Source organism: Agrilactobacillus fermenti (genome assembly GCF_021030645.1).
GTDB lineage: Bacteria > Bacillota > Bacilli > Lactobacillales > Lactobacillaceae > Agrilactobacillus > Agrilactobacillus fermenti.
In genome coordinates, this window is record NZ_JACGCJ010000041.1 from 1 (window position 1) to 15,245 (window position 15,245).

The 15,245-nt window shown below is 39.6% G+C and carries 16 protein-coding genes; 12 read left to right on the forward strand and 4 right to left on the reverse strand.

Annotation, left to right across the window (positions count from 1 at the left end; genetic code table 11):
• Positions 1 to 277 precede the first annotated feature (277 nt).
• The 8 genes from FHQ08_RS11635 (at position 278) to FHQ08_RS11670 (ending at position 8,240) form a co-directional block, all read left to right on the forward strand.
• Positions 278 to 1,726 (forward strand): 6-phospho-beta-glucosidase, encoded by a 1,449-nt coding sequence (locus FHQ08_RS11635; RefSeq protein WP_230914550.1) that lies wholly within the window; start codon positions 278 to 280, stop codon positions 1,724 to 1,726.
• Between the two features lie 17 nt (positions 1,727 to 1,743).
• Positions 1,744 to 3,045 (forward strand): PTS cellobiose transporter subunit IIC, encoded by a 1,302-nt coding sequence (gene celB / locus FHQ08_RS11640; protein ID WP_230914551.1) that lies wholly within the window; start codon positions 1,744 to 1,746, stop codon positions 3,043 to 3,045.
• Between the two features lie 36 nt (positions 3,046 to 3,081).
• A complete protein-coding gene (locus FHQ08_RS11645) occupies positions 3,082 to 3,399 on the forward strand; it encodes a PTS sugar transporter subunit IIB (RefSeq protein ID WP_230914552.1) in 318 nt (105 codons plus the stop codon).
• Positions 3,400 to 3,421: 22 nt separating this feature from the next.
• The gene (locus tag FHQ08_RS11650) at positions 3,422 to 3,742 is read left to right on the forward strand and encodes a PTS lactose/cellobiose transporter subunit IIA (protein ID WP_230914553.1); all 321 of its coding nucleotides are present in this window, start codon (positions 3,422 to 3,424) and stop codon (positions 3,740 to 3,742) included.
• A gap of 18 nt (positions 3,743 to 3,760) precedes the next feature.
• Positions 3,761 to 4,840 (forward strand): DUF871 domain-containing protein, encoded by a 1,080-nt coding sequence (locus tag FHQ08_RS11655; protein WP_230914554.1) that lies wholly within the window; start codon positions 3,761 to 3,763, stop codon positions 4,838 to 4,840.
• Between the two features lie 145 nt (positions 4,841 to 4,985).
• Complete coding sequence (locus FHQ08_RS11660; RefSeq protein ID WP_230914555.1) at positions 4,986 to 6,167, forward strand: GNAT family N-acetyltransferase; 1,182 nt, start codon at positions 4,986 to 4,988, stop codon at positions 6,165 to 6,167.
• A 152-nt stretch (positions 6,168 to 6,319) separates the two neighbouring features.
• Positions 6,320 to 7,783, forward strand: a complete 1,464-nt coding sequence (locus FHQ08_RS11665) for a sugar porter family MFS transporter (RefSeq protein ID WP_230914556.1) — start codon at positions 6,320 to 6,322, stop codon at positions 7,781 to 7,783.
• Between the two features lie 256 nt (positions 7,784 to 8,039).
• Complete coding sequence (locus FHQ08_RS11670; protein WP_230914557.1) at positions 8,040 to 8,240, forward strand: immunity protein; 201 nt, start codon at positions 8,040 to 8,042, stop codon at positions 8,238 to 8,240.
• A gap of 105 nt (positions 8,241 to 8,345) precedes the next feature.
• Here FHQ08_RS11670 and FHQ08_RS11675 read toward each other — a convergent pair whose 3' ends face one another.
• Entirely contained in the window at positions 8,346 to 8,636 is a 291-nt protein-coding gene (locus FHQ08_RS11675) for an ArsR/SmtB family transcription factor (protein WP_230914558.1), read from the reverse strand.
• A 180-nt stretch (positions 8,637 to 8,816) separates the two neighbouring features.
• Between FHQ08_RS11675 and FHQ08_RS11680 the strand changes: the two genes are divergently transcribed.
• Entirely contained in the window at positions 8,817 to 9,980 is a 1,164-nt protein-coding gene (locus FHQ08_RS11680) for an MFS transporter (RefSeq protein ID WP_230914559.1), read from the forward strand.
• 69 nt (positions 9,981 to 10,049) lie between these two features.
• Here FHQ08_RS11680 and FHQ08_RS11685 read toward each other — a convergent pair whose 3' ends face one another.
• The gene (locus FHQ08_RS11685) at positions 10,050 to 10,727 is read right to left on the reverse strand and encodes an MgtC/SapB family protein (protein WP_230914560.1); all 678 of its coding nucleotides are present in this window, start codon (positions 10,725 to 10,727) and stop codon (positions 10,050 to 10,052) included.
• A gap of 87 nt (positions 10,728 to 10,814) precedes the next feature.
• Positions 10,815 to 11,375, reverse strand: coding sequence for an amino acid biosynthesis protein (locus FHQ08_RS11690; protein WP_230914561.1), 561 nt, complete (start codon positions 11,373 to 11,375; stop codon positions 10,815 to 10,817).
• Positions 11,376 to 11,773: 398 nt separating this feature from the next.
• Here FHQ08_RS11690 and FHQ08_RS11695 point away from each other — a divergent pair, with 398 nt between their 5' ends.
• Entirely contained in the window at positions 11,774 to 12,061 is a 288-nt protein-coding gene (locus FHQ08_RS11695; RefSeq protein ID WP_230914562.1) for a hypothetical protein, read from the forward strand.
• Positions 12,062 to 12,200: 139 nt separating this feature from the next.
• Here the strand turns inward: FHQ08_RS11695 and FHQ08_RS11700 are convergent, their stop codons facing one another.
• Entirely contained in the window at positions 12,201 to 12,848 is a 648-nt protein-coding gene (locus FHQ08_RS11700) for a FusB/FusC family EF-G-binding protein (protein ID WP_230914563.1), read from the reverse strand.
• 115 nt (positions 12,849 to 12,963) lie between these two features.
• Here FHQ08_RS11700 and FHQ08_RS11705 point away from each other — a divergent pair, with 115 nt between their 5' ends.
• Together FHQ08_RS11705 and FHQ08_RS11710 are read left to right on the forward strand one after the other, a co-directional pair.
• On the forward strand, positions 12,964 to 13,494 hold the full coding sequence (locus FHQ08_RS11705; protein WP_230914564.1) for an NAD(+) diphosphatase: 531 nt from the start codon (positions 12,964 to 12,966) through the stop codon (positions 13,492 to 13,494).
• 184 nt (positions 13,495 to 13,678) lie between these two features.
• Positions 13,679 to 15,097: a flippase gene (locus FHQ08_RS11710; protein ID WP_230914565.1), complete on the forward strand. Its 1,419-nt coding sequence runs from the start codon at positions 13,679 to 13,681 to the stop codon at positions 15,095 to 15,097.
• Positions 15,098 to 15,245: the final 148 nt, after the last annotated feature.

The following is a 15,245-nucleotide window of genomic DNA, read 5'->3' on the forward strand; positions in this document are numbered from 1 at the left end:
AAGGGGTGAGCAAAAGTGGCAAGGACAAATTGGCTTGAACTAAAAAGCCAGCGTCTTTAGGCGCTGGTCGGTAATAGAGGCTTATAGCCTCAGAGCAAACCACCCGTTTGACGGGTGGTTTTGATTTTGTAAAGTATAATTAAAATTATACTTTACAAAATAATGAAAGCGCTATATCATATGAGTTGTAATCAATAACAACTCATATTTATTGTTTGTATGGGTCACCAATATAATAAATACATTTTGGTTTGTACCAATTATTGGAGGTTTTTTTTTGGTTGAAAAAGTAAACGCTTTACCGAAGGGCTTTTTATGGGGCGGGGCCGTTGCTGCCCATCAATTAGAAGGTGGCTGGGATCAAGGTGGTAAGGGTGTCAGTATCGCTGATGTGATGACAGCTGGTGCGAATAGGATTGAACGCCGCATTACAGATGGCGTTAAAGCTGCTGAGTATTATCCTAATCATGAAGGCATTGATTTTTACCATCACTATAAAGAAGATATCAAGCTTTTTGCTGAAATGGACTTTAAGGCATTTAGAACATCAATTGCCTGGACCAGAATTTTTCCCAATGGGGATGAAGCTGAGCCTAACGAAGCCGGCCTCGAGTTTTATGACCGTGTTTTTGATGAATGTCATAAATACGGCATCGAACCAGTCATCACGTTATCTCACTTCGAAATGCCATATCACTTAGTCAAAGCATACGGTGGCTGGCGTGATCGCCGTATGATCGACTTCTTTGTTAAGTTTGCAACGACGGTTTTCAAACGATACAAAAACAAAGTTAAGTATTGGATGACTTTCAACGAAATCAACAATCAGACCGACTACCAGCGTGAGTTCGCAATTTTCACGAATTCCGGCATTCAGGTAAAACCAGGTGAGAATGCTGAAGAAGTAATGTATCAAGCTTCCCATTATGAGGTAGTCGCTAGTGCTTTGGCAGTTCAGATTGGACATCAGATCAATCCAGATTTTCAAATTGGTGCCATGGTAGCAATGGTACCGATTTATCCGGCAACTTCAAAGCCGCAAGATATTATGAAAGCTGAACGGGCGATGCAAGCGAGATATTGGTATTTAGATGTTCAAGTTAAGGGACAGTACCCAAGTTGGTTAACAGCTTACCAGCGTCGTGCTGGGTATGACCTTGATATAACATTGGCAGATCTTGATGTATTGCAAGCAGGCAAAGTCGATTACATTGGGTTTAGCTACTACATGTCCTTTACGGTCGCTAGCAAGGATAACGAACCGGTTGATTATCATTACAACGAGGCGGCAGACTTGGTTGCTAATCAGTTCTTACAGCAGTCTGAATGGGGCTGGCAAATTGATCCAGAAGGCTTACGTTACGTCATGAACTGGCTCAATGATCGTTATCAGATACCACAATTTATTGTTGAAAATGGCTATGGTGCTGTGGACAAGGTCGAAGCTGATGGCAAGATTCATGACGATTACCGCATTGACTATTTACGGCAGCACATTGAACAAATGGAATTGGCGGTAGCCGTTGATGGTGTTGATTTGATGGGCTATACCCCTTGGGGCTGTATCGATTTGATTTCGGCCGGAACCGGACAGATGTCTAAACGCTATGGCTTTATCTATGTTGATAAAGATGATCAAGGGCAAGGGAGCTTGCAACGTTCTAAGAAGGATTCGTTCGAGTGGTACAAAAAGGTTATTTCATCAAATGGTGAAGATCTAAATTAAATTGGGGTGCGTACATAATGGGGAAAGATAAAAATAGTAGTTTTATCAATGAGAAACTCGTACCGTTTTTCTCAAAATTAGCTGCTTCTAGACATCTGGTAGCTTTACGAGATGGGATGGCAGCAGCAGTACCAATGATTATTATTGGGTCGGTATTCATGATTATTGCCCAGTTCCCGATCAAGGGCTATCAAGCCTTCATGTTACAAACATTTGGGAAGAATTGGGCAACGGTCATTCAGTATCCAACCGACGCATCATTTCATTTAATGGGTTTAGTGGCTGTGTTCGGAATTGCTTATAACTTGGCTAAAAGTTATAAAGTTGATGCATTTTCAGCAGCAATTGTTAGTACGGGTGCCTTTATTCTAACGATTCCAATGCGTATCGATAAAGCCGGTGCCTTTTGGATTCCTTTACAACAATTGGATTCCAGTGGTTTGTTTACAGCAATTTTAGTAGGTTTATTCATTACAGATTTCTATGTTTGGTTAGTCCACAAAAAGATTACGATCAAAATGCCTGAAAGTGTGCCGCCAGCTGTTAGTAACTCGTTTGCTTCATTGATTCCTGGTGGCTTAGCCTTAGTCCTCGTTTGGTTGATCAGACTTGGCGTTGAAGCAACCCCAATGGGGAGCATTCCTAATATCATTACTTTCTTCTTGTCTAAACCACTAGGCACGCTCAGCAATACATTGCCAGGTGCCTTGGTTGCTGAATTTGTCATTTGTTTGCTTTGGATCTTCGGAATCCATGGGGCCAACGTGGTTAGTGGCGTCATGATGCCAATTTGGTTAAATGCCATGAATCAAAACGCAGCAGCCATGAAAGCTGGACATGCTTTACCAAACGTTGTCACGCAACAGTTTTTTGATAATTTCGTACACATGGGTGGTTCTGGTGCAACGTTGGGCTTAGCAATGATGCTGGCGTTCATGTCTAAGAGTGTTGAGTTTAAAACGCTAGGTAAATTAGTTGCCGGACCAGCAATTTTTAACATCAATGAACCGATTGTCTTTGGGCTACCAATCGTTATGAATTATCGCATAGTCATTCCATTCATTGCTGCGCCGCTCTTCAACGTTTTATCTACGTATGTAGCTATGTCTACTGGGATGGTGGCACGAACAATGGGGGTCATGGTGCCTTGGACGACGCCGCCAATTATTTCCGGGTTCTTGGCAACCGGACACTTATCTGGCGCTGTGTTACAACTCTTTAATATTGTGATCGATGCATTGATTTACGGGTACTTCTTCAAAGCCTTGGACCGCGATAAATTGAAAGAAGAAGCCCAGTTTGCGGCAAAAAATGCTTAAAAATTTGGATAATAAATTAAAAAAGGGGTAATAAAAATGGCTGATAAAACAATTATGTTAGTATGTGCTGCAGGTATGTCGACAAGTTTAATGGTAAGTAAGATGCAAAATGCTGCTAAAGATAAAGGTATCGATGCTGAGATTTTTGCCACAGCTGCCTCAGATGCAGACGAAAAAATTAGTACTGAGAATCCGGATGTTTTGATGTTAGGCCCACAAGTTAGTTATTTATTAAAGGATTATCAAGGCAAAGTTGATATTCCTGTTGAAGTGATCAACATGCAAGATTACGGCATGATGCGTGGCGAAAAGGTGCTTGATGAAGCGCTGAAATTAATTGACGAAGCTAAATAATTTGAATTAAGGAGATTGGGCCATGACTGAAGAGGACAGCAATTTACAGGTAACGATGCAATTGATCATTAGTGGGGGTAATGCCAAAGGTGCCGCAATGGAAGCTATTAATGCTGCCAAGGTAGGCGATTTTGACGAAGCCGAAAAGAAGTTAAAAGCTGCAGATAAATTTTTAAGCGAAGCACATAATGCCCAGACTGGTATGTTGACGGAAGAAGCCCAAGGGCATCATGCTGAAGTGAATTTATTAATGGTTCACGGGCAGGATCATGTAATGAATGCTATTACTTTTCGTGATTTAGCTGGGCAAATGGTTGATTTATATAAGCAGGTCAAAAAGTAGCCGATAGGGAGTTTGCATATGTTAGGTATTTCGTTTTATCCAGATAAAGAATCGATTGCAGATATTCAAGCCTATATTCGCAAAGCGGCAAAATTGGGGTATCGGCGCTGCTTCACAAGTTTGTTGGAGTTGGGTAAAAATGCTGATGATACCATCGATCGTTATCAACAAGTCATTCAGACAGCTAGAGAGAATCACATGGCCGTTATTTTAGATGTCAATCCCAGTATTTTTGAGGCGTTAGACATTTCCTACAAAGATTTGCATTTCTTCAAGGATATTGGCGCTACTGGCATTCGGCTGGATTCTAATTTTGACGGTTTAGAAGAATCCTTAATGAGTTTCAATGAGTTTGGCTTAGACATTGAGTTGAACATGAGTAATGACAGCTCGCCAATTTTTGATTTTCAACCGAATATGACGCATGTGATCGGTTGCCATAACTTCTATCCGCAACCTTTCACCGGTTTGAGCTTAGATTACTTCATGAAATGTTCAGCTTACTATAAGCAAAAAGGCATGCGCACAGCTGCTTTTGTGACTGCCAAGTCTGGTGCAGATGGGCCGCACGATTATAACGATGGTTTACCAACTTTGGAGATGCACCGCAAGCTGGATATTGTGACGCAAGCCAAACATTTAATCGCGACTGGTTTGATCGACGATATCATTATCAGTAATGCGATCCCAGATGACGTGGAATTGGAGGCACTAAGTCAGCTAGATCAAAGCCAATTGAAACTGGCCGTTGACCCAGTAGCTGGTATTAGTCCAGTTGAACAGGAAATTCTATTCGAAAATCAGCACTTTAATCGTGGCGATGTCAATGAATACAGTATTCGTTCTACTTTCGTCCGTGTAAAATATCAAGAAGCTGATATTCCAGCATTTAATGCCGTTGATCAATTGCAGTACGGTGATATTACGATTGGGAATAATAGTTTTGGTCAATATAAAGGTGAGTTGGGCTTGGTAACCAAGCCCATGCCCAATATTGGCGGACATAAAAATGTGGTTGGTCATGTGACGGCAAGCAACCAATTTTTGATCCCATATATCACCTCTTGGTCTAAATTCAAATTTGAGGTAAATGAATAAATTTGAAACATCAAGAGAGTGAAACAAAAGGCGTTGCCTTTTGGAACACCTTTAAGATACATTTGTTCGTGAAATAATTGGGGCCGTAGACAAAGCATTGGTTTTGTCCCGGCCCCTTCCTATTTAAGCTAAGGGAGTGGCTAATATGGCAGTAAGTTACAGATTGGGGCTTGAAGATGAAGCAAATTTCTATCAATTATATTTATATGCTTTTAATCGTCAGGATAGTGACGCACGACGCGCATTTTTTAAAACGCGGTATGCGCACGCTCAAGCATATGGCATCTATGATGATAAACAACAATTAGTTAGTGGACTCTATCAGCTGCCTTTTAAAGTAAACTTTTTTGGTAAAACGATGTCCATGGGGGGCATTGGCGATGTGATGACAGCTCCAGAAGCCAGTGGGCAAGGCTTAGCGAGTCTATTGCTGAAACAGACGTTGGTAGCGATGCATCAGCAAAAGACAGCTTTATCTTATTTAGCACCATTCTCATTTCGATATTATGCTAAGTTTGGTTATACCTATGCCTTTGATAAAGTATGCTATCAAGTACCTGCCACGTTGTTAAAAAATTATGCAAAGCCTTTGGCAGATGAACAAATTTACCGTTCTAAGCTAAAAGCGGTAAATATGGATACGTTAGCGCTAATTACCAAAAAATTTCCACAAGCAGCAGGTGGCATTATTCGTGAACAGTGGTGGTGGGATTATTTGCTCAAGAAAAATGATTGGGAACTGGTTTGTCTTTACCAACAGGATCGAATTATGGGTTATGCGTTATACGAACGACAGGCAGCACAATTCGTCGTTGAAGAGATGGCAACAGTGGATCAGCAGAGTCGTGATCGCTTATTTAACTTTTTTGCCGCACATAGTAATAATTTTGAAACTATTCGGTTTTATAAAGCCGGCAGTCAAGTTGACCTGGACCTGTTTTCTGAACCAAGTCAAGTGAAGACCCAAATTTTGCCTTATATGATGGCACGCATCGTGAATTTATCGGAATTTTTTAAAGCATATCCTTATCAAGGCAAGTTAAACCAATCATTGACGATCGCTGTTTCTGATCCAATTATCGCTGAAAACCAGGGCTTATGGCGTTTGGCAATGCAGGATGGCCAGATAACCTTGGATAAACAAGCCACTACGTTAGGACAAGCTGATATTCAATTGTCGATTGCAACGTTAACGGCAGCCTGTCTCGGCGTTGCTAGCTTGCGTGACCTAATGCAACGTGGGCAGGTAGTAGGTACACCTGAACAAATTCAGATTTTAGATGAGCTATTGATTCATCAACGTGGGGCTATCTCTGACTATTTTTGAACTAGTAGACACTGAGTTTGGCTAATAGACCTTCATATGGAGACTAATTTTGACGAAATTAAGTTTTTGAGTTTATAATTATTATATAAACAAATTAAATTTTAATTCGAACATCATTATTCTTTAATAGGTGAGGGGATCTTTATAGAGTTATGCTGAACAGTCAAAAACGATTCGTCTTTTCAAGTTATCAGGATAAAGCGTTGAATTTAAGGTTAAGCCATCTGGTACATAAGTTTCACATTCATTGGTCTAGTGCTCATTATTTGAAACTCGTCACGCATATTGTCACATTAGGCGGACTCTTGTTCGGATATGATACCGGTGTGATCAATGGGGCACTACCATTTATGTCGCGCAGCAATCAGCTGAATATGTCGGCGAATATGCAAGGACTCGTAACCAGTGCCTTGACTTTGGGCGCGGCTTTTGGGGCAGTTTTGATCGGGCGAATTGCCGATAAAAAAGGCCGTAAGCGCGTATTAAGTGCTTTAGCGCTGCTCTTTATCTTAGGTACCGTAGGGTCAGCTCTTGCGCCAAGCGCCACGATTTTAATCTTCGTGCGCTTTATTTTAGGCTTAGCTGTTGGTGGCACTTCGGTCATCGTACCGTCTTTTTTAGCGGAAATCGCACCGTTGCGGTTGCGGGGACAAATTGTCACACAAAATGAATTGATGATTGTTACCGGTCAGTTATTAGCTTTTGTTTTAAATGCCATCTTAGGTAATCTTTTTGGTAATGTGGCAGGTATCTGGCGTTGGATGATCGTTTTAGCGTCGATTCCCGCAATTCTATTATGGCTGGGGATGTTCTTAGTACCTGAATCACCTCGGTGGCTGGTCGCACATGGTAAGTTGAACGCGGCCTTAGGCGTATTGAACAAGATTCGGTTAGCAGATGAAGCGAAACCAGAACTTGAACGCATTCAAAAAACAGCTCAAGCTGAAGCGCAATTAAAGCCGGCCTCATTCAAAGATTTAAAAGTTTCTTGGGTTCGGCACCTAGTATTGATTGGGATTGGTCTTGGTGTCATGCAGCAAATCGCCGGAATCAATGTCATGATGTATTATGGGACAACTATTTTGCAAAGCTCCGGCTTTGGCCGTAATGCGGCTTTGATCGCTAATATTTTTAACGGACTGACTTCAGTCATTGCCACTATCGTCACGATCCGATTGATGAAAACGGTCAAGCGACGGTCAATGTTGATCACTGGTATTTGTGGCACAATGACTGCCATGCTAGGGATTGCGTTAGCTAATCGCTTTTTAAGCGGTATGATAATATTGCCTTACGTCACGATTACTTTGACCATCGTTTATCTGGCCTTTTTCCAAAGTGCACTGGGACCGTTGACTTGGTTACTATTATCCGAAATTTTTCCAGAAAAGATCCGCGGTTTAGGGATGGGCTTTGCCACATTCTTCTTGTGGTTCAGTAACTTTATTGTAGGGTACTTGTTCCCGATTATCTTAGCTAAAATGGGTATGTTTGGTACATTCATGGTCTTTGTTGGCCTGAATGTTTTGTCGCTATTGTTTGCGATCAAATTCGCTCCAGAAACAGCCGGTAAATCTTTGGAACAGATCGAAGCTAAAGCCAAAGCAGATTTGTAATCTTAAACTATGTTTCACGTGGAACACCTTGTAACTGTCAGATATCATTTTGTGGACAGGTATAGGGTGTTTTTGAGTCTCGTTTATGATAAGAACTACTGGAATTGTCATGCCATTTTTGAATTGTCTGATAGACATTTATGAGTCAAGAACTGTTATAATGATTTTGAGATTAATAGTTGTTTTGCCAATATTGTTAACGCCTACAATAAATGGCGTAAATTACTAATTCAGCCTTTTAAGGGAGATGTGGGGTATGTTAAAGATCGTGATCGGTATCATCATGGTTATGTTTGGAGCAATTCAACTTTTTAACGTCTATAGGGCTTATAAAAGTCTACAAAAGAAGGGCACTGCTAGTACCTCAGCGTTCATGCCGTTAGCCCTGTGGAGTGCCACACTTTTTGGAATTTCTTTTGTAATCTTTGGGTTTGCTGTTATTTTCAATTGGCTGTAATCGTTGTTTGCTAATGTAAATATAATAAAAGTCGTCTGTAATTGGAGTGTGACTCCAGTCGCAGACGGCTTTTATTATGAAAGTTACAGGTTACTATTTTCAATATCATAGTGTGTCAAGAAAACCAGGCAAGAAAGTGTGAAATACTTCCAGGTTAAGGGAAACAAATTTATTTTTTCCAGACTTTCTTGTAGTTGTTAACCCGGCCTCACGCAAAGTTTTGAAATGATAAGAAACTGTTGACTTATTGATGTTAAGGGTTTCACCTATCTCTCCACAGCTCATTTCTTTTCCATTGGTATATAACATTTTGACAATTGTCAGTCTAGCTTCGTCCGATAAAGCTTTGAAGATTTGAACTCTAGTTTCGTTTAGGGATAATTGTTTGATAATCATGAATATATAGTACCATTGACAAGTGATGAGGTCAATGGTAACCTAATTAGAAACAGTTTGATTGTTTTGGAACTATTCAATTATAAACTTAATTGTCAGGGAGGAAATTATATATTTACATAATGCACTTTAGTTTCACGGTAGTTATATTCATAATTTAGAGAATATGAGGTACATATTTTGACATCAAAAAGATATTCATTTGTTTTTTTCTTAACAATGTTTTTAATCGGGACGGATACATTTTTAATCTCTCCACTGCTACCAACACTAAGTAAGATATATGCTATTTCTACATCTATATCCGGTTGGATGGTTAGTGCATATGCAATTGGATATGCCGCTTTCGCATTAATATCAGGTCCAATATCAGATGGTAGAGATCGAAAAAAAGTAATGATTTGGGGACTGGTTGCTTTTACAATATCTACGTTCCTATGTGCCTTTGCCTTTAATTTCCAATTGATGCTTCTGTTTCGCTTAATGGCTGGAATTAGTGCTTCTTTTATTACACCACAAGTTTGGGCCTCCATTCCGGTTGTGGTAAGCAAAGATAAAATTGTAAAAGTAATGGGGTATGCGACTGCAGGATTGTCAGTTTCACAACTTATAGGTATTCCAATAGGCAGTTATCTAGCAGCTTTTTCATGGCATATGCCATTTGTTGTCATCTCGGGGGCATCATTAATATTACTGTTGTTATTTATATTTGTATTACCAGAGTTAGAAGCAGGACAAAGAGAAAAATTTTCGTTTGCGAAAATATACAAAAGCATTTTAATTAATAATCGGTCAATGAGCTATTTGATAGCATACTTCATTTTTCAAACCGGATCTTTCGCATGTATGACATTCATTTCAACATGGTTTACACAGAGTTTTGGATTATCTTTGTCTGGTATTGGTACGGCAATGATTGCTATTGGAGCCGGGAACCTGGCTGGTTCACTGTTTGGCAATCGGATTGTAGATAAATTAGGTCTAAGAAAAACTTTCCTTTATGAACTAATTTGCTTAATTGATGTGTATCTGTTATTGCCATTTGCAAAAGTCTTTTGGCAAGCAGAAGTTTTGTTAACTGTTGTATTTTTATTGAATGGCTTTTTATTCCCACTCTTTATGACAACACTTCAAAGCACTACTGAAAATGCACGTAGTACTATTTCTTCATTATCAAATGCTGCTATGTATTTTGGTGAAACGATTGCTGGAATTGTCGGCGGACTTCTGTTTAAACAGTTTTATGGTTTCACTAGTATCGCAATATTTGCGGCAATTCTAATTATGCTTTCAGTTATATTGTATGCAAAAACTGGAATTTTCAAGAAAAATTCAGCTGATTAAAATCAAAAACAATAGACCGCCTAACGTAATAATATTCTTACGCTGGACGGTCTATTCTTATAAAAATAATTAATCCATTTGCACTTTTTTAACATTACTTTGGCTGCTTACGGTCAGAAGTAGTCGGTTGCGATTAAATGAATGTTCCACTTTGCCGTAAAGTTGAATCACCATGCGATCCTTAGAAATGTGAAGAATTTGGACTTTAACATCTTGAACACCGGCTTCTGTCAAGGTTTGCTTCAGCTCGGTAATTTCCTGTTGATTATTATTGATCTCGACACGCAAATGTAGAGCGACATGGCGGATAATATGTTGTAATAAGAAACCATCACGAATAATGCGTTGGACTAGAACGATGAACAGGGCGGAAACGATACTGATGAAGTATAGTCCAGCACCAACGGCCATGCCAACTACGGCAGTGGTCCAAACGCCAGCTGCTGTGGTCAGACCGTTAACACCATCATTCTTGACCAGGATCGTACCGGCACCGATAAAACTGATCCCACTAATAATTTGAGCGGCGATCCGTGAAGGGTCTAGGGCAATGTTATTATGCGCTAAAATGTCATAAAAACCATATTTGGAGATGATCATGGCTAAGGCAGCACCGATGGCAACAATCGTGTGGGTACGAATCCCAGCATTTTTAAGTCGGCTGGAGCGGTCATAGCCAATCATACTGCCACATAGGGCTGCAACTAGTAAACGTAATAACCAGTCCAGTTGTACACCGATCGACATGAACGGACCTCCTTTCGTCAAAACTTACAAGAATTTATCTCAATTATTATACGCGCGTTGAGAAATTGTTGAAAGGGGTCGAAAGTACTAAATAATTTGATATAAGCACCAAACCATCTTTGGCTGCCAGACTTTTAAAATCTGATCAGTCGCTCGCAAGGTAATAATTCTAGCGTTGGTCAGAACATAGCGAACGGGATTATTAAGAAAGATTTGGTAAGCTTGATATTTGCTAGGGCTTGTTTTAATTACGGCATCAGGTAGCTGCTGCAATAACAATTTGGCAGTCGCTGCATGGGTAAAGGCAATTTGATTGGTCACCAAGGTATTTTCAAGTAGTAAGAGCTGGTCTAATTGATTGGTAAAACTAGTTTGTAAATCTAAATGATCTAACTGGCAATAATGGATATCACCCCAAGTTTCGTGTAAGACTTGCGATTGGAAAGCGGCAGGGATCCACAAGTATTCAGATTTGTAATCGGTTAAATGCGTTAAGATAGTCTCGTAATTAGGATGTAATTGAATTTGAGCAGTTACATGCTGCTGGGCAAGATAAGTCTGAATAGCTAAGCAGCTATCTGTAGTAGTAGGTCCGAGGGTGTGAATGAGCATAGACCTTGACGTGGCGGGTGCTTGTGACAATGACATACATGCGACTCCCTTCAAAAACTAATTCGAGGTCATAAAAAAACCGACTAGAACAAAAATATTTCTAGTCGGCTACTTAGGTTATCGCAAGTTTACTGACTAGATTAGTGTCTAGTCGGCATTGGAAATTACAGCTTGGCGACTTTAGACACGGGTAAATGGAGAATCGCCCGTATCTAAAATGATACGGACGCTAGCTAAAGTTGCTAAAGCTAAATTTAGTTTTTGAAAGCTGCGTCCGTAAAAGTATCACTGTATTCCTCCTCGATTATTAATTATTCTCATTAAATCATAATGATTCACAGCCGTCAATAAAATCTAGGTGAATTGTAGGTGTTAATTTGACACCTTTATTCGGTATAATGGGCACCAAAGGACAGAAAACTGGGGGATTTTACGTGAGATCAAAGAAAGCAATAGGGCTGGGACTTATAGCAATACTTTTACTATTGGTCGGTGGTAGCTATTATTATCACAAAAACTATCAGAATAAATATGGCTACCAGTATCACAGTATTCAAGATACTAAAAGAATGGCCCGACGCCTAAGCCAAATTGATCGGACCATCGATGACTTAGAGACCGAACAGAACCAAATTGAAGCACAGCGGCAGTTTAACCCTGATGATCGGGATCTAAGTCTCAATCAAACTTCTTGGCAAAAAAGCTGCCGATATTCTGGCTAAAAGCAAGACGTATGAGCGTCAATTGAAGCAGTTACAAGCAACTCCACAACAGACTAAAGCACCACGAGCTCGACTGGCAAAATTGATCCAGTGGGTCAAGATGGTTCAGGCTGAATGAAAAGCAAATTATTTGTTTGAATTACTTATTCTGTACATTTTCCATAAATTGCCACAGATTCAGTGGATCCATGAGCTGTTGATTACAACGCACACTATCGCGACAAATATAATCGCCCTTTTTGGTATAAGTGCCATCGTAGTTTATCGGTGTAGTTGCCAGGAAAAGCGAGACCTCTGAATGATGCTGACAAATGGCACAAAAGCCTGGTTGTGTTTTAGTAGCTAAGTGGCCTTGAACGCCGATTAGGGTATCATCATGATAAGCTGTGATAAATTTCTGTTGCTGGCCAGGATCATTCCAACCAAGGTAAGATAGGTCGCGGGGATCTAATTGTTGTGCAAAATCAGGAACGGTTAATTTCTTAGTTTTAGCAAATAACTTACTTAAACGTGCTTTTGAAGGAATTTCAAAAGGAATAACGAAATCTTTAAAATTTGCCAAGATCGTGTTGGCTGTGTTTTTGCGTAATGTAATGTCAGACACCGTGTGAATTAGATTGGCTATTTCTGGATAATCATGACCGACAATCTCGTGGATTCGATCAGCTGTTATGGACTGCAATGCCTGTAAAGTAGTCAAATCACTTACATGTTGGTAGGCCTCAACCAGGGTGAGGACTTGCTTTTTGATAAAATGATACTGATAAGGTTGTATTTTTGCTTCCATTAATTAATTCCTTTCTGGAAAATCTTCTAAACTTTGTGTGCTTGTACTTTATACATAAGAGGGGTAATCTACGACTATATATCGACTAGATATGGATTTGGAGGTTTATCACTTCATGGCTTATAATTTTTGCCCAACCTGTGGTACAAAGTTAATTTTAAAGACTGCTGGGGATGATGGGAAAATACCCTATTGTTCAGTTTGTGAACGTTTTTGGTTCCCCGTGTTCACTGATTGTGTACTGGTATTAGTACACAATGAATTTAACGAAATTGCCCTAGCTAAGATGCCTTATCTCTCCGAGAAATATGAATCGCTTATTTCTGGATATATGCAGGTTGGTGAAACTGCAGAGACCGCAGCAGCACGTGAAGTTGAGGAGGAATTGGGGATCACTGAGCTAACTAATTTGCACTTTACAGGGACTTATTGGTTTCATAAAACTGGCGTATTGATGCATGGGTTTATTGCCTTAGCGAAAAAACAAAAATTAACTTTATCCTCAGAACTAACTTCTGCAGAATGGGTGCCTGTTGACAAAGTACCGAATTTTTTATTTCCAGATAGTTCAGATAATGCGGCTTTTGCAATTTATCGGCATTACTTACAAGAAATTAAATCTAATATAAATCATAAAATAGTATAAGGAATTGTGATTGCTCTCAAAGCCTAAATTTTTATTTAAGCTTTGGGAGTTTTTAGATAGCCTTAGTTGACTTTTATTGATTGTGAATAAAGTGTAAAATGATTTTTATTTTAAATTTAGGTTTCTTTTCAGCCAAACTTTGCTAAACTGAACAAGATTGATATTTTTTAGATGGAGATTTTTGATGAAAGTACTTAAAAATTACATGTATAATGCTGGCTATCAGATCCTGAACATGATTATTCCACTTTTTACCTATCCCTATATTACCAGAGTACTATCTAGAACTGGAATTGGGATCAATACTTCTACGAATTCAGTGGTCAATTATTTTCTGCTGGTAGGTCAGCTGGGCATCATGATTTATGGAAATCGTGAAATTGCGACGGTGCGGGACGACCCTGATAAGCGGACCAAAGTTTTTTGGGAGATTACCTTCCTGAAGTTCATTACGATCGCTGTTGCCTATGTGGCTTTCTTGATATTTTTAAACTGGGAACATGAATATCAGAAATATTTCTTTTTCCAATCCTTTCTGATTATTGCCGGTGCCTTTGATATTTCTTGGTTCTTCATGGGTCTAGAAGATTTCCGTAAGACGGTCTTGCGGAACATGCTGGTTAAAATTGTTTCAACTATTTTAATTTTTACCTTGATCAAGCAACCTAGTGATTTAGGGGCTTACATCTTGATTCTGACACTCTCTCAATTACTGGGGAACTTGACGTTGTGGCCTTATTTGAAGAACTTGGTGGGGGTACCAAAGTACAAGGAGCTGAACATTTTGCGCCACTTCAGCCCAGCACTGATCCTATTATTACCGCAAATTGCTGTTACTTTGTATACTTCATTGAACCGGACCTTGATTTGGAAGCTAGATAATGTAACTGCGGCTGGTTTTTTTGATTTGTCAGATAAGATTATCCAGCTGTTGCTGACACTGGTAACATCGCTGGGAGTTGTATTGTTACCACATATGGCACATCTATTTGGTAACAATAAGATGGATGAAGTCAAAAGTTACTTATATAAATCCGCTAATGTGATGCTTGGCTTGTCAGTAGCGTTGACATTCGGGATCATGGCTGTTTCACAAAAATTCGTCTTAATTTATTATGGCCGTCCCTACCAACAAGTTGGTGAATTAATGGCGATTCAAGCACCAGTGATTATTTTTATTGCCTTAAGTAATTTGATTGGACAACAATATCTATTACCCACCCGCCGCAATAAGCAGTACACTGTGACAATAACAGTAGGGTCGGTGTTGAATGTTATTTTTAGTATTCCAGCAATTTTGACCTTTGGGGTTGAAGGTGCCATGTATGCGGCCGCAATCGCCGAATTAGCGGTTACGGTTTCACAATTGATCGTTGTTCGCCATGAATTGGACTTCAAACAGCTTTTTTCTGGAACTTGGAAGTATCTACTAGCCGGATTAGTGATGGGTATAACGATTCGTGTTATTGACCCAATGTTGAAGCTGAGTATCCTTAATTTAGCTTTAGAAGTTGTGCTGGGCGGTGCGATTTATGTTGTTTTAAACATTGTTTTACGAACACCGCTGGCGCAGATGGTGCGTGCATTTGTGAAAGAGCATTGATTAGTTATAGCTAAAATTTAAAAGAGGCTGGGACATAAGTCTTTTTATACAGCCTAAAGTAAAAAATTCCTTGAGATCTGATCTCAAGGAATTTTTTGCTTTTATGTAGGCACGAAGTGCCTTCCAATGTTATTCTATAAGCGACAAA